Origin of the sequence: Kitasatospora sp. NPDC052868 (genome assembly GCF_044547105.1) — a bacterium.
In the GTDB taxonomy this organism is placed as follows: domain Bacteria; phylum Actinomycetota; class Actinomycetes; order Streptomycetales; family Streptomycetaceae; genus Kitasatospora.
Genome location: NZ_JBITZW010000024.1, coordinates 73741 through 90295 on the forward strand (window position 1 = coordinate 73741; position 16555 = coordinate 90295).

Annotated in this window: 12 protein-coding genes; 7 read left to right on the top strand and 5 right to left on the bottom strand. The window is 76.2% G+C overall.

Annotated elements, in window-relative coordinates; translation table 11 throughout:
* Positions 1 to 77: 77 nt before the first annotated feature.
* Positions 78 to 296 carry a hypothetical protein gene (locus ACIGZJ_RS30020; protein ID WP_396460200.1) on the top strand — a complete coding sequence of 73 codons (219 nt, stop codon included), beginning with the start codon at positions 78 to 80 and terminating at the stop codon, positions 294 to 296.
* Between the two features lie 30 nt (positions 297 to 326).
* Here the strand turns inward: ACIGZJ_RS30020 and ACIGZJ_RS30025 are convergent, their stop codons facing one another.
* The 4 genes from ACIGZJ_RS30025 to ACIGZJ_RS30040 form a co-directional block, all read right to left on the bottom strand.
* The gene (locus ACIGZJ_RS30025) at positions 327 to 3458 is read right to left on the bottom strand and encodes a BTAD domain-containing putative transcriptional regulator (RefSeq protein WP_396460201.1); all 3132 of its coding nucleotides are present in this window, start codon (positions 3456 to 3458) and stop codon (positions 327 to 329) included.
* Positions 3459 to 3707: 249 nt separating this feature from the next.
* Positions 3708 to 4433 carry a TfuA-like protein gene (locus ACIGZJ_RS30030; RefSeq protein WP_396460202.1) on the bottom strand — a complete coding sequence of 242 codons (726 nt, stop codon included), beginning with the start codon at positions 4431 to 4433 and terminating at the stop codon, positions 3708 to 3710.
* Positions 4430 to 5638, bottom strand: coding sequence for a thiopeptide maturation pyridine synthase (locus ACIGZJ_RS30035; RefSeq protein WP_396460203.1), 1209 nt, complete (start codon positions 5636 to 5638; stop codon positions 4430 to 4432). Before ACIGZJ_RS30035 ends, ACIGZJ_RS30030 begins: the two co-directional genes overlap by 4 nt.
* 273 nt (positions 5639 to 5911) lie before the next feature.
* Positions 5912 to 6373, bottom strand: a complete 462-nt coding sequence (locus tag ACIGZJ_RS30040) for an Lrp/AsnC family transcriptional regulator (RefSeq protein WP_396460204.1) — start codon at positions 6371 to 6373, stop codon at positions 5912 to 5914.
* A gap of 146 nt (positions 6374 to 6519) precedes the next feature.
* Here ACIGZJ_RS30040 and ACIGZJ_RS30045 point away from each other — a divergent pair, with 146 nt between their 5' ends.
* The 6 genes from ACIGZJ_RS30045 to ACIGZJ_RS30070 all read left to right on the top strand — a co-directional run bounded on the left by ACIGZJ_RS30045 (position 6520) and on the right by ACIGZJ_RS30070 (position 15380).
* The gene (locus ACIGZJ_RS30045; RefSeq protein WP_396460205.1) at positions 6520 to 7518 is read left to right on the top strand and encodes an asparaginase; all 999 of its coding nucleotides are present in this window, start codon (positions 6520 to 6522) and stop codon (positions 7516 to 7518) included.
* Positions 7519 to 7704: 186 nt separating this feature from the next.
* Entirely contained in the window at positions 7705 to 9090 is a 1386-nt protein-coding gene (locus tag ACIGZJ_RS30050) for a hypothetical protein (protein ID WP_396460206.1), read from the top strand.
* Between the two features lie 6 nt (positions 9091 to 9096).
* Complete coding sequence (locus ACIGZJ_RS30055) at positions 9097 to 11037, top strand: hypothetical protein (protein ID WP_396460207.1); 1941 nt, start codon at positions 9097 to 9099, stop codon at positions 11035 to 11037.
* Positions 11034 to 12413 (top strand): hypothetical protein, encoded by a 1380-nt coding sequence (locus ACIGZJ_RS30060; RefSeq protein WP_396460208.1) that lies wholly within the window; start codon positions 11034 to 11036, stop codon positions 12411 to 12413. Before ACIGZJ_RS30055 ends, ACIGZJ_RS30060 begins: the two co-directional genes overlap by 4 nt.
* Before the next feature lie 160 nt (positions 12414 to 12573).
* Positions 12574 to 14658: a VWA domain-containing protein gene (locus ACIGZJ_RS30065; RefSeq protein ID WP_396460209.1), complete on the top strand. Its 2085-nt coding sequence runs from the start codon at positions 12574 to 12576 to the stop codon at positions 14656 to 14658.
* Between the two features lie 182 nt (positions 14659 to 14840).
* Positions 14841 to 15380 (top strand): universal stress protein, encoded by a 540-nt coding sequence (locus ACIGZJ_RS30070; protein ID WP_396460211.1) that lies wholly within the window; start codon positions 14841 to 14843, stop codon positions 15378 to 15380.
* 44 nt (positions 15381 to 15424) lie between these two features.
* Here the strand turns inward: ACIGZJ_RS30070 and ACIGZJ_RS30075 are convergent, their stop codons facing one another.
* Positions 15425 to 16189, bottom strand: coding sequence for an alpha/beta hydrolase (locus tag ACIGZJ_RS30075; RefSeq protein ID WP_396460212.1), 765 nt, complete (start codon positions 16187 to 16189; stop codon positions 15425 to 15427).
* Between the last annotated feature and the right edge of the window lie 366 nt (positions 16190 to 16555).

Genomic DNA, 16555 nt, shown 5'->3' on the forward strand with positions numbered 1-16555 from the left:
AGATGTAGATCTCCGGGCGTGAGGATGGCGTCCGAGCACCTCCTCCAGACCGCCCAAGGACGACCGGGAGTCATCGCATGAAGCTCACGAAGCGACCTGCACAGTCCCTCCGACGTGGTACGCCGATCCTGCTGCCGGCCTTCGCGGCCGTGCTGCTGGCCGTCCTCGGCGCGTCCGTCGCCGCCCCGGGGGCCGGCGCCGACGCCGGCCGGCACCGGACCGTCGGCGGGCTCGCCGCCAAGTCCGACGGGATGCAGCCGCCGAGCGGGACGGCCGAGTGGAACACCAAGGCCTGACCTGCCCGGCCCCTGGCCGGCCCGCCGGGTTCAGTCCGCGGCGGCGCGCCCCGCACGGGCGGCGACCGCCTCCGCGCGGGCGGCGTCCGGCAGCCCGATTCCGGTGAACACGGCCTGGGCCTGCAAGGCGTGGGCCCGGCCCTCCTCGGGGCGCCCGAGGTCGAGCTCGATCTGCGCCAGGACCAGCAGGGCGTGGCCGTGGTCCCGGTCGCTGCCGGTCGCACCGCGGTAGTGGGACAGCGCCCGCCGGGCCTCCTCCCGGGCCGGGCCGAGCCGGCCCAGCGCGTGCAGAGTCGCGGCGGCGCGGTAGCGGGCCTGCGCCTCCTGGCCGGGGATGTGCCAGGTGTCGCAGAGCGCCAGGCACTCCTGGTAGGCGGCCAACGCGTCCTGGTACCGCCCGGACTCGTGCAGCGCCAGCCCCCGGACGCAGAGCGCGTGCGCGGTGCCGTGCCGGTCGGAGACCTGACGAAGCGTCACCAACGCCTCGTCGCAGGCGGCCACCGCCTCCTCGGCGCGGCCGCTGCGCAGCCGTGCCATGGCGGCGTTCAGCATCGCGGTGAGCTCACCGGAGCGGTGGCCGGTCCGGCGGGCGAGGGCGAGGGCCTGGTCGAAGCAGTCCACGGCGTCGGCGTAGCGCTGCTCGAACTGGGCGATCACACCGAGGTCGTTGAAGGTCTGCCGCAGGATGACCGTGTCACCGGCCCGGCGGCAGGCCTCGGCCGCGCGCCGGGTGAAGGCGTCGGCGGTGGCCAGCCGGGTGGTCTGCAGGGCTGCGTTGCCGCAGACGAACAGGGCGCGTCCGGCTGCGCGGTCGGCCCCGAGGGCCTCCGCCCGTTCGGCCACCGCCTCGGCGGAGGCGGCCAGTTGGCCGTACGGGATGTCGCGGCCGAACGGGCTGAGGGCGATCAGCAGGTCGGCTGCGCCGTCGAGCAGTGACGGCGCGGCCGACCCCTCCTGGACGGCGAGTTGGATGACGTGGACGGCGCCGTCGAACTCCTCGGTCACCCAGGCGCGGGCGGCGGCGAGGTCGGTGAAGCGCGGGCCCTGCGGGTCGCCGGGGGCGAGCGTGGTGTGCACCGGGTCGCCCGGGACCATCTGCTGGAAGGCCGAACCGGCCGCGCCCAGAAGGTGGTCGAGCAGTCGGCGGCGCACCCGCGCCGGGTCCTCCGGTGCCGGGTCGCCCGCTGCCGGTCCGTCGGGCGCCGATGCCGATGTCGATGTCGGGAGCGGTGCCGGTGCCTGCGCGGGCAGGTGGCAGGCGAAGGACTGCACCAGCTGGTGGTAGCGGTAGCGGCCGGCCGAGGGCGACTCCAGCAGTGCGGCGTCCACCAGGGACTCCAGCAGCGGTTCGGCCTCCTCCTGGTCGAGGCCGAGCGCGGCGGCGGCCGCGCCGAGTCCGATGCCCGGCCCGGCGACTGGCGCGAGCGAGCGGAAGGCCGCGGCCTGTCGGGGCGTCAACTGGTGGTATCCGAGCTCGAAGACGGCGGCCACGGCGAGCTCGCCGGCCTGCAGTTCGGTCAGCCGGCGCCGTTCGTCGCCGAGGCGGTCGACCAGGCTCGCCACCGTCCAGCCGGGCCGCGCCGCGAGCCGGGCGGCCACGATCCTCACGGCGAGCGGCAGATTGGCGCAGGCGGTGACCAGTTCGCGGGCGGCGTCGGGTTCGGCGTCGACGCGCTCCGCGCCGATCACCCGCCGGAGCAGCCCCAGCGCCTCGTCGGTCTCGAAGACGCCCAGGTGGACGTGGGCGGTGGCGGGCAGTCCGGCCAGCCGGCCCCGGCTGGTGACCACCACCGCACAGGCGGCGGACCCCGGCAGCAGCGGCCTGACCTGGGAGTCGTCCCGGGCGTCGTCGAGCAGCAGCAGGACGCTGCGGCCGTCGAGCACGGTGCGGAAGAGCCTGGTCCGGTCCTCCAGGGCCCGGGGGATCTCCTGGCCGGGCACGCCCAGTGCCGCCAGGAAGCTCCCCAGTACCGCGCCGGGGTCGGCCGCGTCGGCGCCGGTGCCGCGCAGGTCGGCGTAGAGCTGGCCGCCCGGGTAGCGGTCCTTGATCCGGTGGGCCACCCGCAGGGCCAGGGTGCTCTTGCCGATCCCGCCCATGCCGCTGACCGAGGCGACGGTGAGGGCGCGGTCGTCCGGGCCGGGAAGCGCCTCGCAGAGCCGGGTGACCGCTTCGTCGCGACCGCTGAAGTCGCTGCTGTCGGGAGGGAGTTGGGCCGGGCGCGGCGCCGCTGGCGGGACGGCGGGCGAGGTGGCGGGCGAGGTGGCGGGCCGGGCGGCCGGGGGCTCCGGCGGCGGGTCGGCGACCGCGGCGGGGGCGGCGGCGCCGGGCGGGTGCGCGGCGGCGTCCGAAGCGCCGGGCGGCGGCAGGTCGCGGAGCGGTGGCTCGCCGGCCGGCCGTTCGCGGACCGGTAGCTCGTTGGCCAGTACGCGCTGGTGCAGGTCGCGCAGCTCCGGCCCCGGCTCGACCCCGAGCTCCTCGGCGAGCAGCCGCCGGGCCCGGGCGAAGACGGCGAGCGCCTCGGCCTGCCGCCCGCACCGGTAGAGCGCCTCCATCAGGAAGCCGTACGGGCGTTCGCGCAGCGGGTGCTCGCAGGTGAACGCCGTCAGGTCGGGGACGGTCGCGGCGTGCCGCCCGAGCAGCAGGTCGTGGTCGAACCGCTCCTCCAGCAGCATCAGCCGCAGCTCCGAGAGCCGGCCCCGCTGCTGTGCGGCGAACGGGCCGGGGACGTTGGCCAGCGGCTCGCCCCGCCACAGGGCGACGGCCTCGGTGAGCAGCCGGGTGCAGTCCTCGTGTCGGCCTGCGGCGCGGGCCCGGGCCGCCTCGGAGCCGAGCTCCTCGGCGCGGTAGGCGTCCACGTCGGCGGGGGTCACCGCCAGGCGGTAGCCGGAGCCGGTGGACAGCAGGATCCGGGGGGTGGAGCACTCGGACTCCAGCCGCTGCCGCAGCCGCCAGACGTAGGTGCGCAGGCTGGTCACGGCCGAGTCGGGGGCGTGGTCACCCCAGACCGTGCTGACCAGCTCGTGCAGCGATGCCGAGCGCCCCGAGCGCAGCAGCAGCGCGGCGATCATGGCCTGCTGCTGCGGCGGTCCTGCCGGGACGCCCCTCCCGTCGAGGTCGATCCGCATGGCGCCGAGCACCGAGAACCGCACCACCCCCTCCATGCCGCGTTCCCTTTCCCCGACGTGACCGGCCGTAGTCCGCCGATCACGATCCCCTCCCCTGACAGGTGGATCATCCTAGTCATGGATACCGGGTATGGGGTCGGCATACGGACGACCGGTGGGGCGGCGGGGTGCGTCGGCGGCGGCCCACCGTGCGTGCGGGGGCGGGCGGAATGCCGGGCCGGGCGGTGGAGCGGGGGAGTGGGGCGGGCCGGGGGCGGGCCCGCCCCACGTCGTGGGGCGGCGCGCTCAGGCCCCCGAGGGCGACCGCCGGGCGGGGGCGGCACGGTGAGCGGCGACGCGGCCGGCGCCGACGGGCGGCGCGGGCGGGACCATCCGGTCCAGCAGGGTGAGCCGGGTGAGCGTGTCCGCGGCGTCCGCCGCCTTGCGGTCGGCGTGCTGCGGCCGGGCGGTCAGGAACTCCCGCAGCCCCCGCAGGTCGGCGCCTACGCAGGTGCGCTCGACGGCACGCCAGCTCCGGCGGTGGTAGGGCAGGGCGCGCGCGGCGTCGAGCAGCGCGGCGGCCTGCGGGGCCGTCAGCACCTCGGCCGCGACGGCGGCGCCCAGCGTGTGCCGGATGTTCACCAGGGGCTCGCTGGTCCGCCGGTAGTCGGGCCCCTCCCCGTGCGCGACCGCGACCTCGTCGTCCGCGTCGATGACGCCGTCGCGGTACATCCGGAAGACCTCGCCGTGCCCGATCATGCCGAACCCGCGCAGTTCGGCGGCCCGCAGCGCGCCCAGGCCGGCGCAGCCCACCACCCGGACCCCGGCGGCCAGCGCGGCGAGGATCTCCTCCTGCCGGACGCGCGTCGCGTGGTGGTGGTGGCCGTCGACGAGGATGGCGGTGTCCCCGGGCCCGAGGCCGAGCCGGAACAGGTCGCCGTGGGCCGCGGGCGGGTGCACCTCGGCACCCGGGGCGAGGGCCGCGACCCGCGCGGCGGGCATGGTGGGCCCGACGAGGACGTGGATGGTCATCGGAGCTCCTTCGCTGGGGAGGGACCGGCCGGGGCCGACCCGGTCGGGGCGGGGTGCGCGGCGGACCCGGCCGGAACGGGGTGCGGGCCGGCGCACGCGTGGGCGCGCTTCGGCGCGGGGGCCCCGAAGAGGTCCTCGACGGTGTTGGCGGCCAGATGGCAGAGCACGAAGCGCTGCCTCGGCCCGATGCCCAGCCGGTCCAGGTGGGAGCAGAGCACGTTGGCCGCCAGCCGGTGGCTCTGGTGCCGGACGTCGGCGAGCACCTCCTGCGGGCAGGCCGGGTCGAGCAGCAGCAGGTCCACGGCGGCGCCCGAGCCGTCCGCGGACGACGGCCCCTCCGTCAGCCCCTCCGGCGGCTCGACCGGTGGTGCCCCGCCGCGGTCCAGGGAGATCCGCCCCGACTCCAGCAGCGGTTCGGCGGCCGCCCTGACCTCGGCGGTGTGCCGCGTCCACCACCGCACGAAGGGCACCTGCCCGTCGCCGTCCAGGGTGTCCAGGACGGCCGTCAGCCGCCGTTCCAGCGCGGGCCGGCGGGCCCGGTACTCCACCTCCAGCGCGGCCCGCACCGCGGACGGGTTCCGGCAGTAGGTCAGAAAGCGCTCCGCGTGGGCGCGGTAGGAGCCGGATCCGTCGGTGATGGCCGGAGCGCTCACCCGGGCGAACGCGAACATCAGGTCCAGCGCGATGCCCCGGCGGCTGTCGTGTCCGCCGCGTACCCGCTCCAGCATCGAGAACAGCTGCTCGCAGCCCGCCGCGTACGCGTCGTCGAGCAGGTCGGCGAGCCGACGGCTGCCGAGGACGTGCAGGCGGTCCTCGTAGGGCTCGTGCTGCAGGCTGTTGTCCGGGTGCCAGGGGAACAGCGGCCCCTGCTCGTGCTGTGCCTGCGCCATCCGCCGGTGCGCGGCGAAGTGGGCCCGCTGGTCGAGGGCGGTGGTGGAGGGGGAGCCGAGCAGGTACTCGGCGAGCCCGAGCTGTGCGCCGGGCAGCACGGTGGCGTGCCAGTCCTCCTCGGTGGCGGTGAAGTTGAGCCGCAGGTGCGGCCCGCGCCGCCAGTGCCGGGTGAGGTACGGGCGGCCGATCTCCCCGGCGAAGCGGCGGAAGAGCGGGCGGACGGCGTCGAGGATGAGGTCGTCCTTGTCCTCGGCGTAGTAGCGGACCTGGATGCTGCGCCACCGGGCGGCCGTCGTCGCCGTGCTGCTCGTCATGGGGTCTCCTCGGTGCTGGGCCGACCGGCGAGGGCTGCGGTGACCAGGGGCCCGGGCGCAGCGCCGGGCGCCACGCAGGACGCAGCGCCGGGCGCACCGCAGGACGCACCGCCGGGCGCCGTCCGCGGCGCAGCACCGCCGTGGTGTGCCGTCTGCCGAAAGCTTCATCGGGCGGCATCTACGGCTGATCATCATCCGCTCTACGGCCCCCGCGGCGCCGCGCCCGCCCGCAGCGTCACAGCCGGAGCCGCAGCCGGGCGGGCATGAAGCGGCCTACGCGGTCCGGCCCACCGGGAGCCCGCGCGGCTCCTTGATCCGCTTCATGATGATCTGCGAGTTCACCTCGGTCACCCCGGCCAGCGAGGTCAGCCGCTCGATCCAGAGCCGCTCGTACGCCTGGAGGTCCGCCACCGCGATCCGCAGCAGGCAGCCGGGGCTGCCGAACAGCCGGTACGCCTCGACCACGTCCGGGATGTCCTGGAGGGCCTCCTCGAAGGCCTCCACCGCCTCCCGCTCACGCCGCACCTCGACCGAGACCAGGACCTCGAAGCCGCGCCCGACGGCCTCGGGGTTGACCACCGCCCGGTAGCCCTCGATCACCCCGTCCTGCTCCAGTTGCCGCACCCGGCGCATGCAGGGCGATGCGGTCAGACCCACCCGCTGGGCCAGCTCCTGGTTGCTCAGTCGGCCGTCCTGCTGGAGCTCGCGCAAGATCTGTCGGTCAATCTCGTCCATGGCGCAAGAATCCACCACACTCCAGGCCTGATCAAGCCGGAATTGGCGATCGTCGTGCGCGCATATTTTCATATCCTTGCGAGGATATTGCGATATCGCCGAACCACCTCGAAGCCCCCACCGATCCCGAAGGGAGACGGCACGCCGTGACAAGGGTCGTCCTGATCACCACCGGCGGTACCATCGCCAGCCGCTGGCAGGGAACCGGCTACGCCGCCGACACCCCTGGCCAGGAGGTCCTGGCCACCGCCGCCGTCCCGCACGGCGTGGACGTGAAGGTGGTCGACCTCTTCAACGTCAACAGCCCCCGGCTGACCACGGAGCACCTGCTGACGCTGCTGCAGGCCGTGCACCGGGAGCTCGCCGACCCCGAGGTCGCGGGCGTGGTCGTCACGCACGGCACGGACACCCTGGAGGAGTCCGCGTTCCTGGTCGACCTGCACCACGGCGACCCGCGCCCGGTGGTGTTCACCGGCGCCCAGCTGCCCCACGACGCCGCCGAGGGCGACGGACCGGGCAACCTGCGGGACGCCCTGGTCACGGCGTCGACGGTGTCCGGGCTCGGCACCCTGATCGTCTTCAACGGCGTGGTGCACGCCGCCCGCGGCACCGTCAAGACCGAGACCCTCGACCTGGACGCCTTCGGGGACCTCTCCGGCACGCCGGTCGGCGACATCGGCTTCACCAAGGTCACCAGGCGCGCCGAGCCGGCCCGGCCGGCCGCCCTGGCGCTGCCCCCGCTGCCGCAGCCGCCGGTCCGGGTCGACATGGTGATGCACCACATCGACGCCGACCCGCTGCTGATGCGGGCGGCCGTCGCCGCCGGGGCGCAGGGCATCGTGCTGGTCGGCACCGGCGCCGGCAACGCGACCCCGCAGTTCGTCGAGGCCGTCGCCGAGGCGACCGCCCAGGGCGTCCTGGTCGCCCTGACCACCCGGGTGCCGTCCGGCCCGGTGGCCGAGATCTACACCGAGGGCGGCGCGGTGGACCTGGTCGCCGCCGGGGCCCTGCCCACCGGCACGCTGCGCGCGGGCCAGGCCCGGATGGCCGTGCTGGCCGCGGTGCTCGCCACCCCCGACCCCGCGGAGCGCCGCCGCGTCCTCCGGCACGCCCTCGCCGCCAAGGAGTCGGCACCCGCTCACTGACCGCGGCCCGCTCCGTACCGCGGGCTCCGTACCGCCCGCACCCGATCCGCCCCGCCGGCCCCGCCGTGCGGGGCGGACGCACACCCGGCGGACCTCGCCGCCGCCCCCGACAGGTGATCGCGAAGTACCCACCCCGCGGCCCCAACGGCAGTAGCATGGTCGGGCTTTGGGGACAGGCGTGGACCGGTGGGGGTAGACGTGGTCATGCGGCGGGGGTCCGCCTACGTGGTGTTCGACGTCGACCTGGGCAAGGGTGTCGAACCCGCCCTCCCCGACTGGGCCGAGGGGCCGCTTCCGGTCGCGGACCGGGACGGAGGAGTCGTCGACCGTGCGCGGCGGATGACGTACTTCGAGCCCAGGGTGGCCGAGTCGCTGTACGGCTCACCGGAGCGGCCCGCCCGCTGGCACCGCCGCCTCGCGGCTGCCGCTGCCACCGGGACCGCCGAGCCGACCCCGACCGGCCGCGTCGTGGAGGGCGTCGAACTGCTGCGCCTGCCCGCCGTGTTCGGCCCCGGCGCCGAACGGCGCGGCCTCGCCGTGCTGCACGTCCGGCTCTCCGCCGACCCGTTGACGGACCTCGCGGAACTCGCCGACCTCACCGCGAGCCGCGCGGCGTACACCCGGGAACTGCCGGAGGGCGTCCGGATCGCCGCCTCCGGACGGCGGCCGTGGACGCTCTGCCACGTGACCTTCGCCGACGGCACCCCGCCCGAACCCCTGCCGCCGCCCTACGCGGGCTGGGGCGCCCGCGACCAGTGGCTCTGGCTGCTCGCCTCCGCCACCCCGCTGAGCCGCTTCCCGCCCGACCCGGAGGATACGGCCCTGTTCGACGGCCGGGTCCGCTTCTCCGCCGACTGGCACGCGCTGGTCCTGCGCGACGGCGCGGCCTTCCTCGGCACCTCGCCGGACCCGGGCGGCGACGCGGTCTTCCACGCCGGCGCGGCCGTCCTGGTCCGCACCATCTACCTGGACACCTTCCTGCTCGGCCGCCTCCAGGTGCTCGGCCTGAACCGGCTCGCCAACTCCCTGGCCGGGATGACCGCCCAGGAGGCCGACGCCAACCGCCTGCTGGCCCTGGAGGGGCGGCTGATCGAGCTGCGCCGCGCCCTCTGGTCGTCCCACATCACCACCCGGGCGAAGGCCAACGAGCTGCTGGAGCGCTTCCAGGAGCAGCACCGGCTGGCCCAGCTGCTCGCCGCCACCGGCAGCGGGCTCGCCGACGCCGCCCGCTACGTCGATGCGGCCCGCTCGCGCCGCAGCGCCCTGGCGCTCGGCCTGCTGTCGGCGGTCGGGCTCCCGTTCGGGGTGGCGTACGCGGCCGGGGCGCTGTGGGGCGACCCCGCGCCGGCGACGCTGCTCGTCTGCACCCTGGCCGCGCTCGCGGCGGCCGCGCTGCTGTTCGCCCTGCTCCCGCCCCTGCGCGGCCTCGCCTCGGGCGAGTTACGCGGTCGGGGCGGCCGCCCGAACGGCAGCGGCCGAACCGTCGGTGGCCGAACCGCCGGTGGCCGAACCCGGGGGACCCGATCCGATCGCGACGCGCGCGCGGACGATCCGCACGCCTGGGAGGACTGATCCGCGGTGCTGGTCTCGCTCTACCGTTCCGGGCCGCTGCGCCAGCGGATCGCCAAGGGGTACACGGCCGTCGGCCGGCCCGGTGCCCGCACCGCCCCGGCGCAGCTGGTCGACGCCCTGCTCGCCCGCCCGCCGCAGCTGCCCCGCCTGCCCGGTGGCGAACCGGCGCTGCTGCGCGCCGATCCGCGGACGCCGGGCGCGCTCTGGGTCGACACCGGCCGGGTCTCGCTGCACGACCCGGGCGCGCGGGCCGCCGTCGCCGCCGGGCTCGCCGAGTCGGTGGCGGTGGTCGCCCGGTCCCTGCGCAAGGCCGGGGCGCTGCTGGTACCCGCCGGCTGGAGTCCGGCCGGTACCGGTACCGGTACCGAGGCAACCGCCGGGCCCGCGGCCCTTCCCCCCGACGTGCACTCGCTGGAGGTGGTCAGCGAGGTGCAGCGCGAGCTGCTCTGCAACCTGGTCCGCGAACACTCCGCCTGCCTGATCGCCCTGACGGGCCGTCAACTATACGGCCCGGCCGGCGCGGCGGCCGGCGGATCGGCCCGGCTGTCCCGGGCCGCCGACCAGGTCGCCGCCCGCTATGTCGCCTCCTTCGCGCCGCAGCACCTGGACCGGGTCCGCACCGTGCTGCGACAGGAGGAGCGACTGGCCCGGCTGGAGGCGATGGACGTCAACCCGCTGGGGGAGCCCGCGGTCGGGGCCCAGGGCGATGTCAGTCTGCGGCTGGTCGACGGACAGGTCTCGGTCTCCTCCGCGCTGGCGCACGCGCTGCTCGTCCAGGCCCTGGGAATGAAGGCCCGGGAGCTGGAGCGCTCCGGGCGCCGGATCGGCGCCGTCCCGCAGGCCCTGATCGAGCGGAACCGGGCGCGGGCCATCGCGCACGGGCTGGCCGCCGGGTTCGAGATCGAGCAGAAGGAGCCGCGCGGCAAGGGCCGACCCGTCGGCCGCCGCGGCCCGGAGGCGCCGCGGATCGTCCCGGCGAACCGGGCCGCCCTCCAACTTCTCACCGAACTCCTCCCGTACTTCCGCCAGTTGGATGCCACCGCGGACGAACTGGGCCAGCTGTTCAACGGTCTGGAACTGGCCGCCGGCAGCGGCTCGGGCGGCGCCGGGCCGAGCGCCTTCGTCCGCAACGAGAACGACCTGCTGGCCCGTTGGCGCTCGTACGATCCCCGGCTGCTCGACGCCGAGCGGCTGGCCGAGCACCTGGCCAACCCCGGCTGGCTCGTGGCGGACCACATCGGCGAGGCCAACCGGGCCGTCGGGGCCGGAAGTTCGGCCGCCGCCCGGGTCTGGTTGACCGAACTGCTGGCCCCGAGCGCACCCGCCGCCCGCACCGCACCGGCCGCCCGCACCGCCCCCGCCGCCCGCAACGGCTCCAGGCCGACGAAGGCCGACCCGACGAAGGCCGACCCGAGGCAGACCGACCCCAGCCGGCAGAGCCCGAAGCAGCAGCACCCGAAGCAGCAGAGCCCGAAGTCCGAACCCGGCCTCGCCGAAAGGCGGTTGCTCGACCTGCTGGCCCGCCCCGGCCTCGCCCCCGAGGAGATCCTCCCCGCCCTGCGCTCCTACTGCCGCACCGGCACCGCCCTCGACCTGAACCGCGCCCTGCGCACCCGCGACCGGGAGGAGGCCAAGACGACCCGCCGCCTGCTGCGCCCCGAACCCGCCCGCCGGGTCCGCCTCGACGCCCCGCCCTCGGCCTGGGACGACGGGCGGATGGCCCGGGCCGTGCGCGCGGCGACCGAGGCGGGCACCGCCCTGCTGCACTGGGACGTCCCCGCCGCCGACCGCCACCTGGTCCGGACCGCCCTGCGGGCACTCGGCCGGCCGCCCCACGACCTCCGGCACGTCCTGCTGACCGACACCACCTACACCGCCAAGGCGGACGAGCGCCGCGGGACCGTCGAGGTCCTGCTGGTCGCGCCCGGGGAGGAGCCCGCCCGATGACCACCACCGCACCCGCCGGCCCGCCCGCTCCCGCACCCGTCCCCGTCCTGCTGGACCTGCGCCGCTACCACGCCGTCCCGGCCTCCGCCGACGGCTACATCGAGCTGTGGGGCCGACTCGAACCGACCGTGGTGAGCGTCGACCCGCGTCTCGGCCCCCGGCTGCGCCTCGACCTCGGCCCCGAGGGGGAGGTCGGCATCTGGTTCCTCGCCCCGCACAGCGCGCCCCGGCCGATGACCGCCGCCACCCCGTTCGCCGTCCGCGGCATCCTGGAACCGCCCCAGATCCGCTACCCCTGCGACACCTGCCGCGACCGCGGCACCCTCGCCTACGCGCCGTTCAGCTGCCCCGGCTGCGGCACCGGGGAGCGGCCCGGACGGGTCTGCGACACGCACGCCGTCTTCCTGGACGGCAGCCTGCGCGCCTCCTGCGACCGCCACACCCCCCAGTGCCGCTGCGGGGCCCGGGCCCGCGCCTGGTGCGGCGGCCCGCGCTGCCGCTCCGGGCGGGCCTGGTGCGCCGACCACCTGGTCCGCCACCCCAACGACGCCTCGGTGGCCTACTGCCAGGACTGCTACGGCGAGCGCTTCCCCGACTGCGAGTACTCCGGCTGCCGCTCGACCGGCCACGTCCGCTGCGAGCACCGCGGCCTCGACGCCCTGCTCCGCGGCGCCCGCCCCGGCGGCCAGGGCGCCCGCGGCACCGCCGACCCCGGCGACCACGCCTGTGGCCGCCGGATGTGCGCCGAGCACGCCGTCCGCTGGCAGATCTACGGCGCCCGCAGCCGCGGCCTGGCCCTGTGCGCCCGCCACCACCAGGACCTGCGCGCGGCCACCCCCGAGACCCTGGTCGGGCTCATCCTCGCCGGGACGGCGGCCCGCGCCCAGGCCCACGCCCGCAGCCGCACCCGCCCCGGCGGCGGCGACGCCGCCCGCCGCCAGGCGTTCCTGCCCCGGCTCGCCATCGTCCGGCACATCTTCATCAACACCCGGCGGACGGTCCTCGACATGGGCGCCCTGGACACCCTCTTCGCCGGGCTGGAACAGCGGCTCCGACGGGCCGACGGCCCCGCCGCCGAGACGGCCCTCAGACTGCTGCGCCAGCACGAGCCCTCCCGCCGCGACGACGTCCGCCGCTTCCACGAGGGCCACGAGGAGGGCCGGGCGCACTTCGCCCGGCTGGTCGCCCTGCTGAACTCCACCGGCAAACGGGAGCTGGCCGAGGGCATCGCCTTCTCCGACTACCGCAGCAAGAGCCGCATCCTCTACGTCAAGGTCCCCGCCGAGCTGCGCGGCCGCTTCTACGGCACCAGGCACGCGCACGTCGACGACCTGAAGCAGCGGCTCGGCATCGACATCCAGGTGGAGCGGGAGTGACCTCCCCTCCCCGCCGGGCGCGGCGGCCCCGGTCCACCCGGGCCGCGGCCCCCGACTGACCGGCCGGGACCAGCCCGGACGGCCCGACCGCCAGCCCCGCCCCGCAGCAGTCCGTCTTCACCTCCGCCCTGAAGGACGGAGCATCCACGGAGGAACCCCGATGACTCTCCTCGGCCGCGGCGGCCCTGCCTTCACGCCGAACGACACCCGGCTGGTCACCGCCCCCGGCCACGGCCTGGCCGAGGGCAACCGGCTGGCCGTCCCCGCCCAGCGGCTCGCCGCCGACGGCCCGGGCCTGCTCACCGTGCGCGACCCCGCCGCCGGCCGGTCCTCCACCGCCCGCGCCGTGCCGGTCCGCCTGGTCCCGGTCGCCGGCCTGCCCGCCGACGTCGTCGTCGTCCCCGAGGAGCTGGCCGGCGAGCACCGGCTGGCCGACGGCGGCTGGCGGCTGGAGCCCGCCGCGGCGGCCGTCCCGGCGGCCGTCGAGCTGGAGTCCCCGGCGGCCCTGTCGCTGGACGAGGCGGCGCTGGCCGTGCAGCGCTCGCCGCTGCTCGCCGGCCACGTCCTCACCCACGGCGAGGACACCGCCCAGGACACCTGGATCGACCTGGACGGCCTGCCGTTCCGGGTGCGCTCGGCCACCGACCAGGCCGGGCAGCGGCTGCGCGGACTGCTCGCGATCGGCGCCGAGACCCGATTCAGCGTCTTCGCCCCCGGCGGGCGCAGCGGCGTGGACATCGTCGTGCTGGCCGACTGCAGCGGCTCGATGGGCGTCGACGACATCCCCGACCGCCGCGAGTCGCCGCGCCGGATCACCGCGCGGCGCAACGCCCCCGCCGCCACCGTCACCCGGCTGGACGCCCTCAAGGGCGCCCTGCGCGCCATGATCGACGCCCGCGCCCGGGTGGACGGCCTGGTCACCCGCTTCGCCCTGGTCCGCTTCGACCTGACCACCCGGACGCTGTTCCCCGGCACCGACGGCATGGCCGAGGTCACCGGCGGCTCCGGCGACCACACCCTGGACCAGCTGCGCGGCGCCGTCACCCTGCTCCAGCACGACCACCAGGCGACGGACATCGGCCGCGCCCTGCACAAGGCGGCCGAACTCCTCCACCGGCACGGGGTCCCGGGCAACGAGCGGCTGATCGTACTGGTCAGCGACGGCGCCCACTGGGCCCCGATGAGCGAGGAGCGCAGCGGCGAGTCGGTGGCCGCCACCGACGACCCGGTCTCGCTGATGGAGGACCTGCACGGCGGCCTCGGCATCCGGCTGCACGCCGTCGGCATCAGCGACCGGTCGATGTTCGGCAGCTGGTGGAACGAGCTGTGCCGCAGGGACCCGACGCTGCGCGAGCCGCCCGAGAACCTGGTGCCCAATCACGACCTGCTCGGCCGCCTGGTCGACGTGGCCGGCGGCGACCGGCACCGGATCGGCGGGGTGGACGTCCTGGAGGAGTACTTCGCCGAGCTCGGCAGCGGCGTCGTCCGCGCGGTCGGCCGCCCGACGCCGGGGCGGCTGCCCGCCCTGCAGCTGGACCCGGCGGCACTGGCCGCGGCCCCGGCCGGGCCGGCGGCCGACCCGGAGCGCCAACGCCGCTGGGAGCAGCAGGTGGAGGAGGTGGTCCGCCGGTACGCCGAGGTCTGCACGGCCTCCTCGACCCGGCTCGGCTACCCGCTGTTCCGCACCTCGCTGTCCGATGTCGCGCGGCTGCGCCAGGCGGCCGCCAGCCACACCCAGTTCACCGCCTGGCTGTCCGTCGCCGACAAGGTCTTCCACGAGCGGCTGCACGAGTCGGTGCGCTTCCCGCGCCGCAACCGGCGCGACCTCGCCGGACTCGACCTGCCCGAGCTGACCGGCCCGCTGTGGGACGGGCGGCTGGGCGAGGTGCACGGTCTGCGCAACTTCTTCCTGCACGACGCGGAGTCCGAGAAGCGCAGCCCCGAGCAGAACCGCGCGGTCGGCGAGGTGATCCTCCGGCACACCGGCAAGTACGCGGTGGAGGAGCACGACGCCGCCGGCTGGCACAGCCTCCAGCAGGGCCTGCTGGACAACCTGGCGGGCGTGCTGGCCGAGGTCTACGAGATCCTGGTCGCCGCGCCGCCCCCGCCGCCTGCACCCCGGGAGTCCGAGGGCGGGTCCGGACCGTCCGAGCCCTCCGCCGCCCACTCGGCCGGAGCGCCCGCCCCCGCCGCCGCGCCGCCCGTGCCGATGGTCGTCCGGGTGGTGGCCCAGGGCTTCGACTGAGCCGCCCCCCGGCACCCGGGCGTGTCGGCCGTACCCTCCGACCGTCCGACCGTCAGAGCGGCGTACGGATCCGCGGCGAACGCGTCAGAGCCCCGTCAACGAGCGGCCCCCGCCCGGCCGCCCCCGGGTTTGCTGGAGCAGGCAGCACACTCCACCGCACGTCAGAGGGACGGGACCGGGCCATGGCAGACCTCCACGCCGACGAACAAGCCTTCCACGCGGGGCACCCCCGCATCGTGGTCGGCGTCAGTGGATCACTCGGCAGCCTCGCCGCCCTGCACCACGCCGTCGCCGAGGCCCGCCGCACCGACGCCGAGGTCCTCGCCGTGCACTGCTGGACCCCGGTCGGCGGCGAGTTCGGCTACCGCCGCTCCCCGTGCCCGCCCCTGCTCGGCGCCTGCCGCGAGGCGGCCGCCGCCCGGCTGCGCCAGGCGCTGGACGAGGCCTTCGGCGGCGCCCACGCCGGTGTGCGGCTGCGCAGCCAGGCCGTCCGCGGCGAGACCGGCCAGGCGCTGGTCCGGGTCGCCGACCAGCCGGGAGACGTGCTCGTCCTCGGCGCCGGCCGCCGGGGCGCGCTCGCCCGGGTGCTGCGCCCGTCCGTCACGGCGTACTGCGTGCGCCACGCGGACTGCCCGGTCCTGGCCGTCCCGAAGCCGCCGCTCCAGCGGGAGCTCGAAGCACTGGAACGCCACCACCTCAGGCTGCTGCCGATCGGCCACTGAGCAGGCCGCGCGCCGTGCCGTCCCGGCCGGCGACGGATGCCCGATCACACGCCGGTTGCCCCGCCCCCGCGCGGCAGGTGGACGACACCGGCGGCCGCCGCCAGCACGCGGGCGGTGGCCAGCCCGCCCTGCACCGCGTGCTCCGCCCGCGCGGGCAGGCACCGGTTCGCCGCCGCGTCGTACTCGGTGAGCACCACCCCGGCGTGGTCCGTCGCCGGCTCCTCCAGGACCACCGGCGACCCCTGCGCGACCAGTGCGGCGTTCAACTCCCTGGTCCGGTCGGCGCTCAGCACGTCGTCGGCCGTGCCGTGCACCAGCCACACCGGCACCGGGGACGGCCCGGCGGCGAGCACCTCCAGCGGCGCCGTGCCCGTGGTCACGGCGGGGGAGTGGTAGGCGGAGGCGATCCCCACCGCGGCCGTCGGACGCCAACCGTCCACCGCCGTCGGACGGGTGGCCACCGCGACGGCCTCCCGGCCGCCCATCGACCAGCCGGCCAGGACGAACCGCCCCACGTCGCCGCCGTACGCGGCCGCGGTACGGCGGGCGTGGTCGAGCGAGGCCAACAGGTGCTCCCGGCCGCCGTCCGGGCTGTCGGAACGCCAGTCCGGTACCAGCACCAGCACCCCCGCCGAGGCCACCTCGCGGGCCAACGGCCGCAGCACGTCCCGTTCGTCGGGCCCGCGGCCGTGCCAGAGCAGTACCACCGGCACCGGCCCGGCGGCGGAGTCCGGCCGGTGGACGTCCATCAACCGCCCGTCCGCGGTGTACGGGACGGCCTCGGGCGGGGTGGGGTGAGCGATCGTCATGCGCTGTTCTCCTCGGATTCGGGCACGGGTTCCGGCCTGGTACTGTTCTTCCCGTCGAGAGGAAATGATCTCTCGGGCAGGCGTCAGAGGTGCTACTGGAGCACGTCCTACTTTCAGTAGGAAGAGTCCGTTCGACCCGGGCCTGGCGCTCCATGATCGGATGAGGTCCGGTGCCGTCAAAGGTGCCGGGCCTCATGCGCGTTCGGGGCCGGTGAGGTCGAGTGCGGTGCGGGGCCGGGTGGTTCGGGACAGGGCTGCTGACCTGGTAGTGTTCTTCCCGTCGAGAGGAAATGATCTCTCGGGCAGGCGTCAGAGGTGCTACTGGAGCACGTCCTACTTTCAGTAGGAAGAGTCCGTTCGACCCGG